Here is an 18,003-nt window from a genome sequence, read left to right on the forward strand (position 1 = left end):
ATAAACGCGCGCTGGCACAAGCCACGCTGCCCAAATCCTAGCAGAGCCTTGCATGCTTTTGATGACGTAAGTATTTTTTGCTCCAGGTAGAGAAAGCCGGACGGTGGCATTTTTTTGTTACCCGAATGACAGACAGAGCCCCACAAGGCTAGGCATAATGCGCTTCAACCCTTTGTTTCGCTTACGGATGAATAAGGAAGCGCTATGAACCACTTTGTGCCCCACGCTGCGCGTACGCCTCGCCTGCGCTTTTTGACCGGCGCCTTGCTCCTGGTCTGGATGGGCTCGGCAGCCAGCACCGCCTGGGCCCAGCAGATCGAGTCCATTACCTTATCCAGTGCCGGTATGGCCGAGATCGAGCGACAAATCCCCGTCTCTGACACCGGTACCGCTCAGTTGCGTGTGCCCCTGACCCAGGTCGATGACATTCTGAAAACCCTGATGGCCGTCGATGGCAAGAACCGCATCGACTCCCTGACCTTGTCGGGTCTGGCCCCACTGAAAGAAAGCTTTGACAGCCTGCCCTTCTCGGCCAAAGACCTGCGCTCGCCCGCCACCCTGGCACAAGCGTTGCGCGGCCAGCAAGTCAGCGCCAGCTCGCAAGGCCGCCTGGTACGGGGTGCCGTCCTGGGGGTGCAAGCTACTGCGGCCACCAAGGAACATCCCGCCCAAGCCATCTTGAGCGTGCTGACAGAACAGGGCCAGATCCAGACCCTGGAATTGGGCCCGGACACCAGCCTGGAAGTACTGGACAAGACCTTGCAGCAGCAATTGCAGCAGGCCACCGAAGTGCTGGCCGGTCAAAGCAATCAGCAGTCGCGTGATATTCAACTGGTCTTGAACAAGACCGACGCCAAGACAGCCCGCCTGTCCTACCTGATTCCTGCACCGGTATGGAAAAGCTCCTATCGCCTGATGATGCAGGACGGCAAAGCCCGCCTGCAGGCCTGGGCCATTTTTGAGAACACCAGCGGTGAGGACTGGAAAGATGTGAAGGTCACGCTAAGCTCGGGCTCGCCTGTGATGCTGCGCCAGCGTCTGCTGGAACGTTACTGGAATGAGCGCCCTGAACTGCCGGTGGCGGTAGGCAGCTCCATCGCGCCGCAAGCTGACACCCAGGCTACTGTCAGCGCAAATCACGCCCGTAAAGCAGCAGGTGAGGCCATGCGTGCTCGCATGGCTCCAGCCGCACCCGCTCCCATCATGATGGAAAGCGCCGCCTATGCGGCCGATGGCAACATGGCCAAACAGTGGGCTTCGGGCGGCGCTGGCGCCAGCACCCAGGCACAGGAAGGTCAGACTCAAGTGCGCTTTAGCCTGCCACAAACGCTAAGCGTACCCACCGGCCAGACGGTTTCGGTGCCCTTTATCGACACATCGCTGCAGGCCGAGTCCCTCTCGGTTTACCGCAGCGGCCAAGCTGGCGACTATCCCACAGCCGCCATTTGGGTGAAGAACGAACAGGCCAATAGCCTGCCGCCCGGCATTATTACCGTCTTTAATGAACAGGACGGTCACGTGGGTGATGCAGAGCTGGCCGGTCTGCCTGCTGGCGAGCAGCGTTTGATCTACTTTGCCCAAGACAGCAAAGTTCAAATCCGCGAAGAGCAAACGGATGAATACCGCCTGAGCAAAACCCGTGTGACTGATGGCGTTGCCCGTTCGGAATGGACGCGTTTGCAGAACTTCCGCTACGAGATCAAGGCTCCGGCCGATGAAGATCGCACGGTGCTGATCCAGTTGCCTCGTCAGGATGGCTGGACCTTCAAGTCCGACGCCCATGATAGCGACACCGCCCAGGAGCACCGCCTGAAAGTGAAAGTTGCCAAGGGCAAGACGGTCACCGTCACGGCCCAGCTGAGCCTGCAAGACCATATGGAATTGCGCCTGGAAGAAATCGACGAAAACATGCTGCTGCAGTGGCGTGGAAACGGCCAGGACAGCGCGCAACAAGCCAGGATGGACAAGCTGATCGAGCTGCGTCGTCAGCTGAGTCAGGCCCAGCAAGCGCAAAATCAGGCCGTTGAGACCCTGAACGAAACCGTCGCTGAACAGGAACGCATCCGCGCCAACCTGGCTGCCGTCAGTGCACAAAGCACCTTGGGTCAGCGTTTCAGCGAGCAACTGGCCCAGCAGGAAGACCAGATTACCAGCCAGCGCAAAGCCGTTCAGGAACAGCGCGACGCTGTACAGAAGGCCCGTCAGGCTTTTGAGAAAGGTCTGGCCGAACTGGCTTGATCCTGGCCTTATGCAGGTGCAGGCAGCTCGGCCTGCACCTGCTCCAGAAACGCGCGTATGGCATGGCCCTGCGCGCGTTCTTTCAAGCAATACACAAACTCGCTCAAATGAGCCGAGACATCACTGAGTGGCACACTGATAATGTCCGGATGCGCAGGCACTTCACGCAAGGGCAGCAAACTGGCCCCCATGCCGCACACCACTCCCCACCCTATCGCCTCCCGGCTCCCTATCTCCAGCAGCTGCGTCGGCTCCTGCCCCGCCTGCCGGAACACTTGATAGCATAGTTCCCGTGTCATGGACCCGGGCTCACGCATCAGAATGGGATGGCGACACAGGTCCACAATACGCACACGCTGCCGGTTAGCCAAAGGATGATCCACTCGCAGCACGGCCACCAAGGGATCAGAAGCCAGCAGCAGACGCACCAGACGCGGATCATCAACCAGCGCCGAGGACGCAATCACATCCAGTTGATAGTCATGCAAGGCACTCAAGACCCGTTGCGAATTATCAATGCTCAAACGCATCTTCACGCCGGGATAAGCCTGATGGAAATTCCGTAATACAGCCATGATGTAATACGGCCCGGTCGCGCCCACTCGCAACATGCCACTTTTCAGATCGCGCAGATCACGCAAACTGAAATCGATCTGGGCAGCTTGCTGCATCAGTTGCTCGACTTGGGGCAAGAGGCGTTCCCCTTGCTGGCTTAAGTACACCCCCTTGCCTTGCCTATAGAACAGCTCCACGCCATAGCGGGTTTCCAGCTGTCGCAGATGCGAGGTCACGGTGGGCTGGCTGATCCCCAATTGCTGGGCAGCCTTGGTAATGGAGCCACAATGAGCCGTGGCGTGAAAGGACTTCAGTTCCAGAGCCAGCATGCTGCCGCTCTCCTCGGGGAAGAATCAAAGCCCAAATTATCCGATGCTCGTATTACAGAAATTAGTTGTACTGTCATAGTGCCGCCATATCCGACTCCCATACTGACGTTCATGACATTCATGACAAGTCGGAACCCAGGATGAGCGCCAAGCCCGCATTTTTAACCATACAAGGACTGCACAAGCAGTTCGGCTCCTTTACCGCCCTGGACCAGGTCAGCCTGGATATACAAGCCGGTGAACTGGTGTGTTTGCTGGGCCCCTCGGGCTGTGGCAAAACCACCTTGCTGCGATGCATTGCCGGGCTGCAACAAGCCGATCAAGGCATCATCGTGATGGCGGGCCGTGACATTACTCACCTGCCCCCTCAACAGCGTGATTACGGCATCCTGTTTCAGTCCTACGCCCTGTTCCCCAACCTGACCGTGGCCCAGAATATTGCCTACGGCCTGTCGCCCCGCAAGAACCTGGCCACCCAAGTGCGTCAACGCGTCTCCGAGATGCTGGATCTGGTCGGCCTGTCCGGTTCGGAAAACAAGTACCCGGCACAACTGTCGGGCGGTCAGCAGCAGCGTGTGGCCCTGGCTCGTGCACTGGCCCCCTCACCCTCCTTGCTCTTGCTGGACGAACCCATGTCGGCGCTGGATGCCCAGGTGCGCGAGCGGCTGCGTATCGAGCTGCGTGCGCTGCAAAAGCAACTGTCCATCACCACCTTGATGGTGACGCACGATCAGGAAGAAGCCATGGTCATGGCGGACCGTATCGCCGTGATGGAAAAAGGCCGACTGGTGCAATTTGATCGCCCCCAGGCTTTGTACCGAGCCCCCTCTGATCCCTTTGTGGCGGGCTTTATCGGTGAAGCCAACTGGCTGCCCTTTACGCCCTTGCACGATTGCTCGGTGCTGGTCGAGCGCGTTCGTCTGGACTTGGGTCAGGAAGCGCCTACTGCAGCAGGACGTCTTTTCATCCGCCCTGAAAACATTCGGGTACTGGATAACAGCAGCCCGGCCACCACGACCAATACCTTTTTGGCCGACATCGTGGACGGCGTGTTTTTGGGCCGTCACTACAAGCTGATTCTGCGCCCCGAAGGCATGGACGGGCTCACTGTCCAGGCCATCGTCAACCCCGAACAAGGGGATCGCTTGCTTGACCCCTTGGCCGCACGTCGCTGCCGCATTCAGCTTCCCAGCGAGGCGCTGCATGCCCACCATTGATTCCACACCACAGCCTGGCGCGGCGTCCCTGCGCTCCACCAGCCTGTATGGCCTGCCCGTTGCTGAAACTAGCGTGAAGAACCATCCCCTGACCCGTCCCGTTTTGCCTGTCTGGATAGGCTCGGCGGCACGACGCGCCTTATTGATTGCCCTGTTTGCCCTGCTGGTCCTGTTCCTGGCCCTGCCCATGCTGTTCATCTTGCTGCGCGCCATTCAGGACGGCGACGGGCAACTGGTGGGTTTGGGTCAGTTCTGGTCGGTGATCAGCGCCCCGGGCTTCATGCCCATGGTGGGCCGCAGCATTCTGGTGGGCGTGACCACCTTGCTGATCGTGATCCCCGTTGCCTACGCGTTCGCCTTTGCCCTGCAACGCTGCTGCATACGCGGTGCCGGACTATTTCGTGCGCTGGGCCTTTTGCCCTTGCTGGCCCCATCGCTGATGCCAGGCCTATCCCTGATCTACCTGTTTGGCAACCAAGGTTTGCTGCGTCACTGGTTGGGCGGTGAAACGATTTATGGTTTCTGGGGCATTGTGCTGGGGGAAGCCTTCTACACCTTCCCCCACGCCCTGATGATTCTCAGTACCGGTCTGGCCCTGGCCGATGCTCGTCTGTATGACGCTGCCCGCGCCATGGGTGCCAACTCCTGGCGTCGCTTCCTGACGGTAACCCTGCCCGCCAGCCGCTATGCCGTTTTTTCCGCCGCATGCCTGGTCTTTACTCTGACCGTCACCGACTTTGGTGTGCCCAAAGTGGTGGGCGGTTCCTACAACGTGCTGGCCATGGAAGCCTATAAAGCCGTGGTCGGTCAGTTGCAGTTTTCCAAAGGCGCGGCCATTGGCGTGCTGTTGCTGATTCCCGCTGTGCTGACCTTCTTTCTGGACCGTCATCTGCGTGCTCGTGCCAGCGGTCAGGCTCAAGGCTCGCTCAGTGCCTACTCGCCTCTGCCACACCGTCAGCGCGACCGTTACTTCACTCTCGTTCTGGTACTGGTATCCCTGGCCATTCTGAGCATTGTGGGCATGGCGGTCTGGGCGTCCCTGATCAAGTTCTGGCCTTACAACCTGAGCCTGTCCCTGAAGTCCTACGACTTCAACAATATGGACGGTGGCGGCTGGCTGGCCTGGCGCAACAGCCTGACCATGGCCTTGTTTACCGCCATTCTGGGTTCGGCCCTGATCTTTCTGGGCGCCTGGGTGCTGGAGAAACTGCCTGCCCGTGGTCAGTCCGAAAAAGGCTTGTACGGCGTGCTGCAAATGCTGGCGCTGGCCCCCATGGCCATTCCCGGTCTGGTGCTGGGTCTGGGCTACATCTTCTTTTTCAACCACCCCAACAATCCCTTGTCCGGTCTGTACGGCTCCATGAGCTTGCTGGTCCTGTGTACGGTAATTCACCTGTACACCAGTGCCCATCTGAACTTTGTGACGGCCCTGAAAGCCATTCCTGGCGAGCTGGAAGCCGCTGCCGCCTCCCTGAAGGCTCCGCGTCTGTCCACCTTGATGGGTGTCACCGTGCCGCTGTGCCTGCCTGCCTTGCTGTCGGTGGCGCGCTACCTGTTCGTCTCGGCCATGACCACCGTGTCTGCCGTCGTGTTTCTGTACAGCCCGCAAACCGTGCTGGCCTCGGTAGCGGTCATGAATATGGACGACGCCGGCTTTATCGGCCCGGCCGCCGCCATGTGCACGGTCATCATGCTCAGCTCCGGCTTTGTCTGCGTCCTGGTTCATGTTCTGAGCCGCGCTTCCTTGCGCCGCAGCCAGGCCTGGCGCTCCCCTTCTTCTCTTTCCTCAACCTGACAGGACCGCAATGTCATCCCCAGCTTGCGCGAATACATCGCTTGATATGCCAAATCACCAGACTCCACGCCTTGAAGCCCTGATTTTTGACTGGGCCGGCACACTGGTGGATTTTGGATCCTTTGCTCCCACCCAGATTCTGGTTGAAGCCTTCAAGTGCTTTGATCTGAATCTGAACCTGGACCAGGCCCGCAGCGCGATGGGCATCGGTAAATGGGATCACATCAAGGCCATGCTGGAGTTGCCTGAAGTGCACGCCCAGTTTGTGGCCCTGCATGAGCGCGAACCCGATGACAGCGATGTAGACCGTATCTACAACACCTTCCTGCCCATGCAGAACGAACGCGTGGGCGAGTTCTCCGCCGCCATTCCCGGTGCCCGCGAAACCTTGTCCTGGGCGCGCCGCCAAGGCCTGAAAATCGGCTCCTGCTCCGGCTACCCGCGTCTGGTTCTGGACAACCTGCTGCAACACGCTCACCGCCAACAAATACTGGTGGACTACCACGTCGCCTTTGACGAAGTCCCGCAAGCACGCCCCTGGCCTGCCATGGCCCTGGAAAACGTCATTCGTCTGGAAATCAAGAATGTCGGTGCCTGCGTGAAGATTGACGACACCCCGGTCGGCATTGAAGAAGGCCGCAATGCCGGTATGTGGACGGTAGGTTTGCTGCTGTCAGGCAATGCCGCCGGACTGACCGAACTGGAATTTCTGGCTCTGGACGAAGAAAGCCGCCAAACCCTGCGTGATCGCGCCGCAGCCACCTTCGCCGACGCCCAACCGCATTACCTGATCGACACCGTTGCCCAACTGCCTGCCGTGGTTGAACAAATCACCGAGCGGATGGCCCAGGGCGAATGCCCTGGCGACTCTCTCTAACCCCACCCCCCCTTTTGCTGTCACAAGGACACTTCTCCATGAAAACCATTGTTCTGAGCTCCTTGGCTGCCGCTTTGATGGGCGCCGCTTCCCTGGCTCAAGCCGCTACGACCCTGACCGTCTACACCGCGCTGGAAGCCGATCAGCTCAAGGCTTACCAGGCTGCTTTCGAGAAAAAGAACCCCGATATCAAAATCCAGTGGGTGCGTGACTCCACTGGCATCATTACCGCCAAACTGCTGGCTGAAAAGAACAACCCCAAGGCTGACGCTGTCTGGGGTCTGGCCGGCTCCTCGCTGGGCTTGATGGCCAGCCAGAACATGCTGCAGCCTTACGCCCCGCAGGGTCTGGACAAGATCGACGCCAAAATGCGCGATCAAAACAACCCACCCAGCTGGGTTGGCATGGACGGTTTTGCCGCCGCCCTGTGCGTGAACACCGTTGAGCTGGAAAAGAACAAGCTGCCCATGCCCACATCCTGGGAAGATCTGACCAAGCCCGAGTACGCTGGCAAGATCGTCATGCCAAATCCCGCTTCTTCGGGCACCGGCTTTCTGGACGTAAGCGCCTGGCTGCAACTGTTTGGTGAAGAAAAAGGCTGGACCTTCATGGACGGTCTGCACAAGAACATCGGTGCCTACACCCACTCCGGCTCCAAGCCTTGCAATATGGCTGCCGCTGGCGAATACACGATTGGCGTGTCCTTTGACTACCGTGGCGCTCGCCTGAAAGAAGAAGGCGCTCCGCTGGAACTGGTGTTCCCCAAAGAAGGCCTGGGCTGGGAAATTGAAGCCGCTGCCATCATGAAAGGCACCAAGAACCTGGAAGCCGCGCAGAAACTGGCTGACTTCTCCGCCAGCGAAGAAGCCAACCACTTGTACAAGACCAACTTTGCCGTGCTGGCCATCCCTTCTATCGCCACGGCCAACCCGCACCTGCCAGCAGACCTGAACCAGCGTCTGATTGACAACAACTTCGTCTGGGCCGCTGAAAACCGCGAGCGCATCATCGAAGAGTGGACCAAACGTTACGACGGTAAATCGGAAGCCAAGAAGTAATGAGCACACAACACTACGATGTCATCGTGGTGGGGGGCGGCATCCTGGGCATGGCACATGCCTGGGCGGCTGCCCGCCGCAAGCTTAGCGTGGCTGTGCTCGAGCGCAGCCACCAGGCCCAAGGCGCCACCATACGTAATTTTGGTCAGGTACTGGTGACCGGTCAGGCGCCGGGCATCATGATGGAACTGGCACGCCAAAGCCGTGGCCTGTGGCTGGATCTGGCGGCACAAGCGGGCTTTCATGTGCGCAGCAATGGCTCGCTGGTCCTGGCACGCAATCACCTGGAACTGGAACTGCTGGAAGACTTTGCCCAAGGCCGCGCCAAGGACGAAGGCGTGGCCTGCCAGATGCTCAGCGGCAAGGAACTGGCGACACTATTTGAAGGCCGTCTGGGGCATCACCACGGCGCGCTGCAAGGTCTGGATGATTTGCAGATCTACTCGCGCGACGCCCTGCCCGCCATTACCAGCAGCCTGCAAACCATGGGCGTGGATGTGTATACCCAAGCGCATGTGCACTATGCTCAAGAGGGGCAGGTACACAGCAGCGTGGGCAACTTCACCGCCAACAGCATTTTTGTGTGCCCCGGTCACGACTACAGCAGCCTGCATCGCGAACTGCTCGATACCGTCAAGCCGTCGGTGACACGTCTGCAAATGCTGAAAGTGCGTGCACAGGACGCAGGCTGGGCATTGGACCGACCTTTGCTGACAGGTTTGTCCTGCCTGCACTATGGTGCCTTTAGCGATCTGCCTTTGGCAGACACACTGCGCGAGCAAGTACAGCAACGTCATGGCGTCCTGCTGGATCAAGGCATTCATTTACTGATTAGCCCCACCCCGGACGGAGATCTGATTATTGGTGACTCGCACGACTACGGCCAGCAAGCCAGCCCCTTCAACCAGGAAGAAACAGACCAGTACTTGCTGGCTCTGGCAGAAACCGTGCTGGGTTGCCCGGTGCAGGTGCTGCAACGCTGGCAAGGGGTATACGGCGCAAAGGGCCCGGCTCCATTTTCTGTCTTGCAGGCCGATGGCAGTACGCAAGTGACGGTTATGCACACGGGCTTGGGGATGACCACGGGTCTGGCCATTGGTGAACGCAATATCGCCGCTCGCTACGATTGATTGCTGGACATGGGTGCGTAGGCAAGCAGATCAGCCTTGACCTAGGCAGCAAGAGTGCAAAAAACGCGCAGCCCAGGCTGCGCGTTTTTCTTTTCCTGAGGCGTAGGTCTGGATGCCAGAATCCAGGGCCTCAAACCAGGGGGAATCACGACATTTTCTTAATGGGAATTTCCCATGAGAAACCCAATAGAGTGGAATAAAATACGCCACACGATAGGCCAGAGCGAGCGCTCTTGAGCTGTAGCCATCCATACACCCGGACCGCCAAGTACCTCGTCGCGATTGGCGACGAAGCCCTGGTCTTCCCCCTGACAGGAAAGGATCAATGAAAAACAGCGAAAGCGGCTTGCGTTTTATAGACTGCAATGAAGAGCAGCATGCAGCCGCTATTTTGGCGATTCTGAACGACGCCATCGTGAACTCCACCGCGCTATACGACTATGTGCCACGCCCGCCCGAAGCCATGGTGAGCTGGTTTGCCACCAAACGCGCCAACGGCTTTCCCGTGGTCGGCGTCATTGACGATGCAGGAACGTTGATGGGCTTTGCCAGTTGGGGCACCTTCCGCGCCTTTCCCGCCTACAAATACACCATGGAACACAGTGTCTATGTGCACCCGGAGCACCGCGGCAAAGGGCTGGGCAAGATTCTGATGCAAGAGCTGATCACGCGTGCCCGTCTGGCCAATGTGCATACCCTGGTAGGCTGTATTGATGCCAGCAATGCGGGCAGTATCCATCTGCATCAAAGCCTGGGCTTCACCCATGCGGGCACCTTCAAGGAAGTGGGGTTCAAATTTGGCCGCTGGCTGGATGTCGCCTTCTACTTGCTGACGCTGGATACGCCTGCCGAGCCAGTCGACGGCTGAAGCCCCCCTCCACGCTACGCCTTCGGCTTGCGCTCCACCTCGCGGCTTGTATGCCGCTCGGATTCGCTAGGGGCTCCGAGCCTTGGGGCGGCCCGGCGACAAAAAAAACCATCGCAGGCAGCACGCCGCGATGGTTTTTCATCAAACCGTTTGCTCCTGACTCAGGCGCTGGCTTTCGGCTTTTCGTAGCACACGGCAAAGGCAATCAGGCCCAGCACGATGCTGAAAATGCCCACACCGACTGCCACCCCAGCCACCAGACCCAAACCTACTGCAATAAACACGCCGGGAAAGGCGTAGTTTCGCAACCAGGAAGGTTTCTTGGGAACAAGAAATAGCCCTAAAAACAAGAACCAGGGCATCACAATCGTCCAGAACAGACTGTCCATTAGCACGTCACGCATCATTATTCCATTGAAGTAGGAGGGGCTTGGGCGAGAGCTAGACACCCCCGCCGTTCTGGGTGGATTGTAAACGTCCTGAGGCTGGCCTCCCAGTATGGGCGACTGTTATAAGAGAGAATTATTGTTTTACAGCTAAAGGACACGCCATGAGTACGCTTAGCTTGACCAGCGCAGACCAGCACCGTTTCGAAGCCTATGTCGCAGGCGATGAACAGGCCGAACGCGGCTTGATCGTGTTGCAGGAAATTTTTGGTGTCAATCAACACATACGCAACACCTGCGAACGCTTTGCCGAGCAAGGCTACCGTGTCCTGTCTCCCGCCCTGTTCGACCGGCAAGAGAAAAATGTAGAGCTGGGCTATACCGCCGAGGACGTGCAAGCAGGTCTGGCACTGCGCAACGGCATTGCGCTTGATAAGACCCTGCTGGATATTCAGGCCTGCGTGAACGCCTTGGGTTCGCGCAAGATTGGTATTGTCGGCTATTGCTGGGGTGGCTCCTTGAGTTGGCTGGCCGCCTGCCGCTTGCAAGGCCTGAAAGCCGCCAGTTGCTGGTATGGTTCGCAAATTGCCCAGAACGCCCAGGAACAGCCCAGGATTCCAGTTCAAATGCATTTTGGTGCCCAGGATCACTCCATCCCTGCCAGCGCCATTCAGACCATTAAAGACGCGCAAAAGGATGTGACCATTTACGTGTACGAACCTGCCGGGCATGGTTTTGGCTGCGATCATCGCCCCGATTTTCACGAAGCGTCCTACAAACTGGCTCAGGAACGTACACTAGCTTTCTTTGCCGACCATCTACGTTAAGCCCCCATGCTTGAATCCAGCGACGACCTGCTTGCCCTGTTAAATACCACCATGCCTTACGGCAAATACAAAGGTCGCTTGCTGGCCGACCTGCCGGGACATTATCTGAACTGGTTTGCCCGTGAAGGCTTTCCTTCCGGGCGGCTAGGGCAGCTACTGGCCCTGATGCACGAGCTGGATCACAATGGCCTGAAATCCTTGCTGGACCCCTTGCGCCCGCGCAGCCGCTAAGAGGAACAAATACCTTACTGGGGAGCGGGCTGCGACGGTATGTCACCGTACAGCTTGCTACTATCAAGACTTCCTCTACACCCCATTGTGAAGGACGTCATGACAATCGATCTCTCCGCATTCCCCATCACCGGCAAATGGCCGGCTCAGCACCCCGAACGCCTGCAACTGTATTCCTTGCCCACTCCAAATGGGGTCAAGGTATCCATCATGCTGGAAGAAATTGGCCTGCCTTACGAGCCACATCTGGTCAGCTTTGAGCGCAACGATCAGCTCAGCCCGGAATTTATTTCGCTCAGCAGCAACAACAAGATCCCGGCAATTCTGGACCCCAATGGCCCCGGCAATAAACCGCTGGCCTTGTTCGAGTCCGGTGCCATCCTGATCTACCTGGCAGAAAAAACCGGCCAGTTGCTCTCTGCAGACCCGGCCCAACGCTATGAAACCCTGCAATGGCTGATGTTCCAGATGGGTGGCGTAGGCCCCATGTTTGGTCAGTTGGGTTTCTTCCACAAATTTGCTGGCAAGGACTTTGAAGACAAGCGCCCCCGCGACCGCTATGTCAACGAATCCAAGCGCCTGCTGGGCGTGATCGACAAGCATCTGGACGGCAAGGACTGGATGGTGGGTAACAGCTACTCCATCGCTGATATTGCCCTGTTCCCCTGGATTGCCAACCTGATCGGTTTTTACGGCGCAGGCGAGCTGGTGGAGTACGAGCAGTTCAAGAATGTGGCCCGTGTTCTGGCCCAGTTTCAGGCCCGCCCGGCAGTACAACGCGGCTTGAACATTCCTGCCCGTGATTGATGGATAAGCAGCGCCAATCAATGCTTATAAGCCAATTTGCAATAGCCCTGCTATCAAACTGGTCTTTTTTGTTTCGCTTGACGCCAGTCCGTACAATTGGCCTCCTAAACAAGCTGCGCAAGCGGTGCTATTCCGTTTGCCCGGCTTGCTCGTCAATCAAAAAACCAGTCTGCTCATAGAGCGGATACAGGCAAATCCACCAGCCTGATGAGCAAGCCTTCAAAGCCCTGGATTCTTTCCAGGGCTTTTTTTTGTATGTACGATTGCCCCCCGCTGCTACTCTTTTTGCTCCTTGCCACTTTGCCTGAGCAGAGCCATGAAAACGCACCACTATGAACTGTTGATCAATTGGACCGGCAACGCCGGGAGCGGCACCCGCACCCTTCGCTCCTACTCACGTAACCACGACGTGATGGCAGTTGGCCTGGAGACCATTGCTGCCTCCTCAGACTCTGCCTTTCGAGGCGACCCAGCCCGCTGGAACCCAGAGCAGCTTTTCCTGGCATCGATTGCTCAGTGTCATATGCTTTGGTACCTGGGAATAGCGGCGGAAGCCGGCATTGTGGTCACGGCCTATGAAGACCACCCTACCGGCATCATGATTGAAGAGGCTAACGGGGCTGGGCAATTCGAGAGTGTTACCTTGCGCCCCTTCGTCACGATCACACCGGACAGTGACCCTGCCTTGTCCAAATCGCTTCACGATCGCGTAGGTGAATACTGCTTTATTGCCCGCTCCATCAACACTCCAATTCACCATGAGGTCACGGTCCACGTACAAGGTCAAACACCTCCACCATCGACGTAAAAAGCATTACACCGCAGGTAAAGGGATGAACTGCTCATCGTCCAGTGGGGGCAGGCTGATGCGACCATTGAGCCAATCGTCCTTGGCCTGCTCGATACGGTCCTTGCGGGAGGACACAAAGTTCCACCAGATATGGCGTGGTCCCAGGGGCTCGCCGCCCAGCAGCATCAAATGGCTGTTTTGCTCGGCCAGGATGCGAGGGCTGTCGCCTTTGGCAAAGACCAGCATCTGACCGGCGCAATAGCGTTGAGCGCCTACCTCCAGCGCGCCCGTACAGACATAAATGGCGCGCTCTTCATGGCCGGTTGGCAAGGGGACAGGCTGGCCCGCTTGTACGCGTAGTTCCATATAGAACAAGGGTGAGGCCACACTGGCAGGGCTGCACAGACCCAGCGCCGATCCGGCTATCAGGCGACCTTCCAGGCCCGTGTCCTGAATCAAAGGCAGTTGTTCGGCCTCGTAATGCACAAAATCGGGGTTTTGCTCTTCTTTATGTTCCGGCAAAGCCACCCAGGCCTGAATGCCATCCATACGGCCACCTTGGGTACGCATGGGCTCAAAGCGCTCGGAATGGCTGATGCCTGAACCAGCGGTCATCCAGTTCAAGGCGCCGGGCGTAATCTCTTGTTCCACGCCCAGGCTGTCACGGTGTGTCATGGCACCTTCAAATAAATAGGTGACGGTAGACAGGCCAATATGCGGGTGTGGCAGCACATCGTTTTCTGTCCCTACAGGTGCCGTCAGCTCTTGTGGCCCCATACGATCAAAGAAGATAAAAGGCCCCACCATACGCCGTTGGCGAAAGGGCAGAACGCGCCCCACTTCAAATGCACCAATGCTGTGTTGACGTTGTGGAATCAGCAGCTCGACCATAGACACCTCTACTGGGAAGTCGCAAAAATACAATCCCGATTACTATACTCTGGTCACTGCTTTATTCGCCCTATCGCGCATGTCCACGCTCTCCCTGTTTGATCCCGTTCCCGGCAACGTCCTGACCCTGGATACCGGCCTGATCGCCCTTCCGGGGCTGGCCCTGCCCTATGCCGCCAGCTTGGCACAGGCGGTTCAAGAACTGGTGCACAGCGCTCCTTGGCGGCATATGCAGGTTCCCTCAGGGCATCGTATGTCGGCCGCACAAAGCAGTTGTGGCGACCTGGGATGGATATCGGACGAACACGGCTACCGTTACAGCCCCACGGACCCGCAAAGCGGTTTGGCCTGGCCCGCCATGCCTGCCATATTCAAGGAACTATTAACGCACATTGCCCAGGAGTCGGGCCAGGGCCCTTTTCAACCCGATACCTGTCTGATCAATTACTACGACGAGCAGGCGCATATGTCCTTGCATCAGGATAGAAACGAGCGCAACTTGCAGCACCCGATTGTCTCGGTCTCCCTGGGACGTGAGGCCTTGTTTTTATGGGGCGGCGCAAAACGCAGCGACCCGGTGCATACCCTGCGACTGCGCGATGGTGATGTGCTGGTCTGGTGGGGGCCATCCAGATTGAATTTCCATGGGGTACGCAGACTGGAGGGCCCGGCCCATCCGGTATGGGGCACAGGCCGGGTCAATCTGACATTCAGAAAAGCAGGCTGAACCCCGCTAGTTCAGCCCAGTTCGGGCGGAGCAAAGCGACGGTTTTCCAGTACGGGCAAAATGCGACGGGCATAAGCCAAACGCTCCCGATCCAGATCAACCAAAAGCAATGTGGGAGTTTCTGCCGCCTGGGCCACGATCACACCCAAGGGATCCACCACCAGACTTTGGCCAATATTGCGTTCACCACACTCGCCGACGGCCACCATATAGGCCGTATTTTCCAAAGCGCGAGCCGTCGTCAGCACACGCCAGTGGTGTTCCTTCAAGGGACCTTTCAGCCAGGCCGACGGCGCCAGCAAGACTTGCGCCCCGTCCACGCACAAGCGTCGGGCCAGCTCAGGAAAGCGCAGGTCGTAGCAAGTCATCAAACCTACTTTGAAACCGGCCACATCAATCAAGGCGGGGATTTCTGTACCTGGCTGTACATAGCGTGATTCTTGTACCGAGAAGGCATCGTACAAATGAAGCTTGTTGTAATGCGCCAGAACCTGGCCATCGCGCAGCACCACCAAGGTGTTCCAAACCTTGCCTTCTCCGGCCGGGGTATGAATGCAGAACACCACAGTTAAATCAGTATCACGGGTGGCAGCGCTCAGTCGGCTGACAAACTCCCCATCCAGGGCTTGTGCGGATTTCAGGACCACTTCAGGGTCGGCCACATTTCTGGCCAGCACACCTTCAGGCAAAACCAGTAGCTGCGCGCCGGAGCGCAAGGCTTGTTCGATCAAACCCAGGCAAGCGCTCAGGTTTTCCTGCGAATCTTTGGATACGGCCATCTGGCCCAATGCAACTTTCATGACCACCTCCTTTGCGGTGCTGCCTAAGTGATTCTAACGCAGCCGCCCGCCCAGACCAGCCAGCGAACAAGGGAGAAAAACTGAACACCAGATGGTCAAATGTCAAACCATCCCCGTCGTTCAGCCCCAACAGATCAGCGTCATATTTCTCCACTTCCCATCATGTAAAAATTCGGACACAAACTGCAATTAAAAATAAATTTTTATCAGGTCAATACCCTGAATGCGTTTAACCACACTAAACATTCGAGTCATATCAAAGAACATTTTTACTCAGCTAGCAGGTCAATTAAGCGATCAGGCTCTGAAACAAAGTGCCGCGCGCATAGCGACAAACCCAAACAACAACACGATCAATTTGAACGCTCTATTTCGTCCGTACAGTTCAATTCCATTTATCTTCATAAGCGTGAAACTCAATTGAGCTCAGTTCTCAAGATCGGCTTTAATCAGCAGATATATGATAATGAGATATAAATAACCCTTATATTTGCAATACCATAAACATTATGCAAATCGGCAAAATTGATTCTTTTATTAAGCCGGACAAAATCTCATAGACGGCACAAAAAAACGTTCTTAACCCTAACAAGCATCTCTGCACCCATCCAGAATTTTCGAGGGCAAATCTCCAACCCAAATATGACCGGACATAATTAGAATCGATAAAACGCGATTAAATAAAAATGAATCAAATCCGGATAAAATCGAGCTAAAAATAATGGGCCAAGTGCAAACCAGCACTGGCCCATTCATGAATTATCCTTGCGACGCCACTTCGTCCGACATGCCCGCCTGTCAAGCTGACAAGCCGCTTTGGCATTGGACTTTCAATGCACTAATGATTGAAATTCAAAATAATCAGAATAAAAAAAACCCCCGATTTCTTGCAAAATCAGGGGAAAGCTACCACAGGAAAATGATTGGATACAAAACACCCAATACCGTGATTCTATATAAAAAACTAAAAAAAATCTGCATACGTTGTTTAGGGCTGACGCTATAGCTTGATAAATTAATTTGTGCTAGGACGTAATAAGAATTAAAAACTTAAAAAGATCTTCAATTCCCTACAGTTACATGACCCTATTCCGTCCTTAGAAATCTTGAGCCTTGCCCCATGACTGCGCGACAATAAGGCCTCTTACGGGTTGGACACACTACCCTTCTTGATTCTCAGGCGTTTATCTTGTCTTCTTCGCACTCTTCCTTATCCCCCCGCCAGGTTTTACTGGCCATTCTGGCCTTGGCTGTGGGTGGTTTTTCCATCGGCACCGGCGAATTTGTCATCATGGGTTTGCTACCCGATGTGGCCCAGGATCTGGGTATCGATATTCCCACCGCGGGCCACTTGATCAGCGCTTACGCTTTAGGCGTGGTGATCGGCGCTCCGGTACTGGCCGTACTGGGCGCACGCTGGCCCTGGCGCCGTCTGTTAATAGCCTTGATGGGCGCTTATGCCGTGGGCAATTTCCTGACCGTGATCGCCCCCAGCTATGAAACCGTGTTGATCACCCGCTTTCTGGCCGGCTTTCCGCATGGCACCTACTTTGGTGTTGCCGCCCTGGTAGCCGCTCGCCTGGTGCCGCCGCATCGCCGCGCACAGGCCGTGGCCTACGTCATGCTGGGTCTGACAGTCGCTACCTTATTGGGTGTGCCCATTGCCACCACCTTGGGACAATGGCTGAGCTGGCAGGCGGCCTTTACCTTCGTCAGCCTGATCGCCTTGCTGACCATGGGGCTAGTACTGCGCTTTGTGCCTTTCATTCCCGCCAACACGCTGGCCAGCCCTTTGCGCGAACTGGGCGCCCTGAAGCGCAAGCAAGTCTGGTTGACGCTGGGCATAGGCGCAATTGGTTTTGGTGGCATGTTCTCGGTGTTCAGCTACGTAAAATCCACCTTGATGGAACTGGCGGGCCTGTCGGTCAGCGCCATCCCTGTCGTGCTGGCCTTGTTTGGCGTTGGCATGGTGCTGGGCAATTTACTGGGCGCCCGCTATGCGGACCGCTACCTGGATCGCAGCATTCGCCTGGTTCTGATCTGGGCTACCGGCGTGCTCTTGCTGTTCATGATCACGGCCCACCATCCAATCCTTGGCCCCTTGAACATCATGCTGATTGGCACCCTGGTGGCCTTGGGCCCCGCTTTGCAGATTCGCCTGATGGACGTGGCAGGTGATGCCCAAACACTGGCGGCTGCGCTGAATCACTCGGCTTTCAATATGGCCAATGCGCTAGGTGCATGGTTGGGTGGTTTGACGATTGCCGCTGGCTGGGGCTGGACTTCGACCGCCTGGGTAGGTGCCTTGCTGGCCTTGGGTGGCCTGGCCTTGCACACCATTTCGCTGCGCATTAAAGAATAGTCAGACCTCAGAGCGGGTGACTCGGAGCAGGCAATTTTGTCGTAGGCGACAGAAGCTGAACATAGGAATAGCCTTTGCAAAACTGAACTCTGCCAGTAACCCAAAAAACAAAACG

At 56.8% G+C, this 18,003-nt stretch carries 17 protein-coding genes; 13 read left to right on the top strand and 4 right to left on the bottom strand.

Annotated elements, in window-relative coordinates; translation table 11 throughout:
* Positions 1 to 204 precede the first annotated feature (204 nt).
* Complete coding sequence (locus NIZ92_RS11905; RefSeq protein WP_254002016.1) at positions 205 to 2,238, top strand: DUF4139 domain-containing protein; 2,034 nt, start codon at positions 205 to 207, stop codon at positions 2,236 to 2,238.
* 8 nt (positions 2,239 to 2,246) lie between these two features.
* On the opposite strand, the gene NIZ92_RS11910 is transcribed toward NIZ92_RS11905, so the two are convergent.
* Complete coding sequence (locus tag NIZ92_RS11910) at positions 2,247 to 3,122, bottom strand: LysR substrate-binding domain-containing protein (protein ID WP_083053390.1); 876 nt, start codon at positions 3,120 to 3,122, stop codon at positions 2,247 to 2,249.
* Between the two features lie 140 nt (positions 3,123 to 3,262).
* Here NIZ92_RS11910 and NIZ92_RS11915 point away from each other — a divergent pair, with 140 nt between their 5' ends.
* The 6 genes from NIZ92_RS11915 to NIZ92_RS11940 all read left to right on the top strand — a co-directional run bounded on the left by NIZ92_RS11915 (position 3,263) and on the right by NIZ92_RS11940 (position 10,067).
* Complete coding sequence (locus tag NIZ92_RS11915) at positions 3,263 to 4,339, top strand: putative 2-aminoethylphosphonate ABC transporter ATP-binding protein (RefSeq protein WP_035272334.1); 1,077 nt, start codon at positions 3,263 to 3,265, stop codon at positions 4,337 to 4,339.
* Positions 4,326 to 6,134, top strand: coding sequence for a putative 2-aminoethylphosphonate ABC transporter permease subunit (locus NIZ92_RS11920; protein ID WP_083053388.1), 1,809 nt, complete (start codon positions 4,326 to 4,328; stop codon positions 6,132 to 6,134). Before NIZ92_RS11915 ends, NIZ92_RS11920 begins: the two co-directional genes overlap by 14 nt.
* Before the next feature lie 46 nt (positions 6,135 to 6,180).
* Positions 6,181 to 7,011, top strand: a complete 831-nt coding sequence (gene phnX / locus NIZ92_RS11925; protein ID WP_254002017.1) for a phosphonoacetaldehyde hydrolase — start codon at positions 6,181 to 6,183, stop codon at positions 7,009 to 7,011.
* Positions 7,012 to 7,049: 38 nt separating this feature from the next.
* A complete protein-coding gene (locus NIZ92_RS11930) occupies positions 7,050 to 8,069 on the top strand; it encodes a putative 2-aminoethylphosphonate ABC transporter substrate-binding protein (RefSeq protein ID WP_035272329.1) in 1,020 nt (339 codons plus the stop codon).
* Positions 8,069 to 9,199 (top strand): TIGR03364 family FAD-dependent oxidoreductase, encoded by a 1,131-nt coding sequence (locus NIZ92_RS11935; RefSeq protein ID WP_035272327.1) that lies wholly within the window; start codon positions 8,069 to 8,071, stop codon positions 9,197 to 9,199. Before NIZ92_RS11930 ends, NIZ92_RS11935 begins: the two co-directional genes overlap by 1 nt.
* A 325-nt stretch (positions 9,200 to 9,524) precedes the next feature.
* The gene (locus tag NIZ92_RS11940) at positions 9,525 to 10,067 is read left to right on the top strand and encodes a GNAT family N-acetyltransferase (protein ID WP_254002018.1); all 543 of its coding nucleotides are present in this window, start codon (positions 9,525 to 9,527) and stop codon (positions 10,065 to 10,067) included.
* 161 nt (positions 10,068 to 10,228) lie between these two features.
* On the opposite strand, the gene NIZ92_RS11945 is transcribed toward NIZ92_RS11940, so the two are convergent.
* Entirely contained in the window at positions 10,229 to 10,471 is a 243-nt protein-coding gene (locus tag NIZ92_RS11945; protein ID WP_223254053.1) for a hypothetical protein, read from the bottom strand.
* Positions 10,472 to 10,617: 146 nt separating this feature from the next.
* Between NIZ92_RS11945 and NIZ92_RS11950 the strand changes: the two genes are divergently transcribed.
* From NIZ92_RS11950 to NIZ92_RS11965, 4 genes are all read left to right on the top strand, one after another.
* Positions 10,618 to 11,280 (top strand): dienelactone hydrolase family protein, encoded by a 663-nt coding sequence (locus tag NIZ92_RS11950; RefSeq protein WP_254002019.1) that lies wholly within the window; start codon positions 10,618 to 10,620, stop codon positions 11,278 to 11,280.
* 6 nt (positions 11,281 to 11,286) lie between these two features.
* Positions 11,287 to 11,511 (top strand): DUF3820 family protein, encoded by a 225-nt coding sequence (locus NIZ92_RS11955; RefSeq protein ID WP_003799391.1) that lies wholly within the window; start codon positions 11,287 to 11,289, stop codon positions 11,509 to 11,511.
* A 99-nt stretch (positions 11,512 to 11,610) separates the two neighbouring features.
* Entirely contained in the window at positions 11,611 to 12,318 is a 708-nt protein-coding gene (locus NIZ92_RS11960; RefSeq protein WP_009458889.1) for a glutathione binding-like protein, read from the top strand.
* 316 nt (positions 12,319 to 12,634) lie between these two features.
* Positions 12,635 to 13,126, top strand: a complete 492-nt coding sequence (locus tag NIZ92_RS11965) for an OsmC family protein (RefSeq protein WP_254002020.1) — start codon at positions 12,635 to 12,637, stop codon at positions 13,124 to 13,126.
* Positions 13,127 to 13,132: 6 nt separating this feature from the next.
* Here the strand turns inward: NIZ92_RS11965 and NIZ92_RS11970 are convergent, their stop codons facing one another.
* The gene (locus NIZ92_RS11970) at positions 13,133 to 13,999 is read right to left on the bottom strand and encodes a pirin family protein (protein ID WP_203145694.1); all 867 of its coding nucleotides are present in this window, start codon (positions 13,997 to 13,999) and stop codon (positions 13,133 to 13,135) included.
* Positions 14,000 to 14,078: 79 nt separating this feature from the next.
* Here NIZ92_RS11970 and alkB point away from each other — a divergent pair, with 79 nt between their 5' ends.
* Positions 14,079 to 14,726 carry a DNA oxidative demethylase AlkB gene (alkB, locus tag NIZ92_RS11975; RefSeq protein WP_254002021.1) on the top strand — a complete coding sequence of 216 codons (648 nt, stop codon included), beginning with the start codon at positions 14,079 to 14,081 and terminating at the stop codon, positions 14,724 to 14,726.
* 11 nt (positions 14,727 to 14,737) lie between these two features.
* Here alkB and NIZ92_RS11980 read toward each other — a convergent pair whose 3' ends face one another.
* Positions 14,738 to 15,526 (bottom strand): deaminated glutathione amidase, encoded by a 789-nt coding sequence (locus NIZ92_RS11980; RefSeq protein WP_026483468.1) that lies wholly within the window; start codon positions 15,524 to 15,526, stop codon positions 14,738 to 14,740.
* A 1,189-nt stretch (positions 15,527 to 16,715) separates the two neighbouring features.
* Between NIZ92_RS11980 and NIZ92_RS11985 the strand changes: the two genes are divergently transcribed.
* Entirely contained in the window at positions 16,716 to 17,888 is a 1,173-nt protein-coding gene (locus NIZ92_RS11985; RefSeq protein WP_009458878.1) for an MFS transporter, read from the top strand.
* The last annotated feature ends 115 nt before the right edge of the window (positions 17,889 to 18,003 follow it).

The sequence above is a fragment of the Alcaligenes sp. 1735tsa3 genome (genome assembly GCF_024134565.1).
GTDB lineage: Bacteria > Pseudomonadota > Gammaproteobacteria > Burkholderiales > Burkholderiaceae_B > Alcaligenes > Alcaligenes phenolicus.

Bases quoted from the DNA above. Each gene is read 5' to 3' on its own strand.
- NIZ92_RS11910 (WP_083053390.1), bottom strand. From the start codon at position 3,122: ATGCTGGCTCTGGAACTGAAGTCCTTTCACGCCACGGCTCATTGTGGC.
- NIZ92_RS11980 (WP_026483468.1), bottom strand. From the start codon at position 15,526: ATGAAAGTTGCATTGGGCCAGATGGCCGTATCCAAAGATTCGCAGGAA.
- NIZ92_RS11940 (WP_254002018.1), top strand. From the start codon at position 9,525: ATGAAAAACAGCGAAAGCGGCTTGCGTTTTATAGACTGCAATGAAGAG.
- NIZ92_RS11970 (WP_203145694.1), bottom strand. From the start codon at position 13,999: ATGGTCGAGCTGCTGATTCCACAACGTCAACACAGCATTGGTGCATTT.
- NIZ92_RS11930 (WP_035272329.1), top strand. From the start codon at position 7,050: ATGAAAACCATTGTTCTGAGCTCCTTGGCTGCCGCTTTGATGGGCGCC.
- NIZ92_RS11905 (WP_254002016.1), top strand. From the start codon at position 205: ATGAACCACTTTGTGCCCCACGCTGCGCGTACGCCTCGCCTGCGCTTT.
- NIZ92_RS11965 (WP_254002020.1), top strand. From the start codon at position 12,635: ATGAAAACGCACCACTATGAACTGTTGATCAATTGGACCGGCAACGCC.
- NIZ92_RS11915 (WP_035272334.1), top strand. From the start codon at position 3,263: ATGAGCGCCAAGCCCGCATTTTTAACCATACAAGGACTGCACAAGCAG.
- phnX (WP_254002017.1), top strand. From the start codon at position 6,181: ATGCCAAATCACCAGACTCCACGCCTTGAAGCCCTGATTTTTGACTGG.
- NIZ92_RS11945 (WP_223254053.1), bottom strand. From the start codon at position 10,471: ATGCGTGACGTGCTAATGGACAGTCTGTTCTGGACGATTGTGATGCCC.
- NIZ92_RS11950 (WP_254002019.1), top strand. From the start codon at position 10,618: ATGAGTACGCTTAGCTTGACCAGCGCAGACCAGCACCGTTTCGAAGCC.
- NIZ92_RS11955 (WP_003799391.1), top strand. From the start codon at position 11,287: ATGCTTGAATCCAGCGACGACCTGCTTGCCCTGTTAAATACCACCATG.
- NIZ92_RS11935 (WP_035272327.1), top strand. From the start codon at position 8,069: ATGAGCACACAACACTACGATGTCATCGTGGTGGGGGGCGGCATCCTG.
- alkB (WP_254002021.1), top strand. From the start codon at position 14,079: ATGTCCACGCTCTCCCTGTTTGATCCCGTTCCCGGCAACGTCCTGACC.
- NIZ92_RS11920 (WP_083053388.1), top strand. From the start codon at position 4,326: ATGCCCACCATTGATTCCACACCACAGCCTGGCGCGGCGTCCCTGCGC.
- NIZ92_RS11960 (WP_009458889.1), top strand. From the start codon at position 11,611: ATGACAATCGATCTCTCCGCATTCCCCATCACCGGCAAATGGCCGGCT.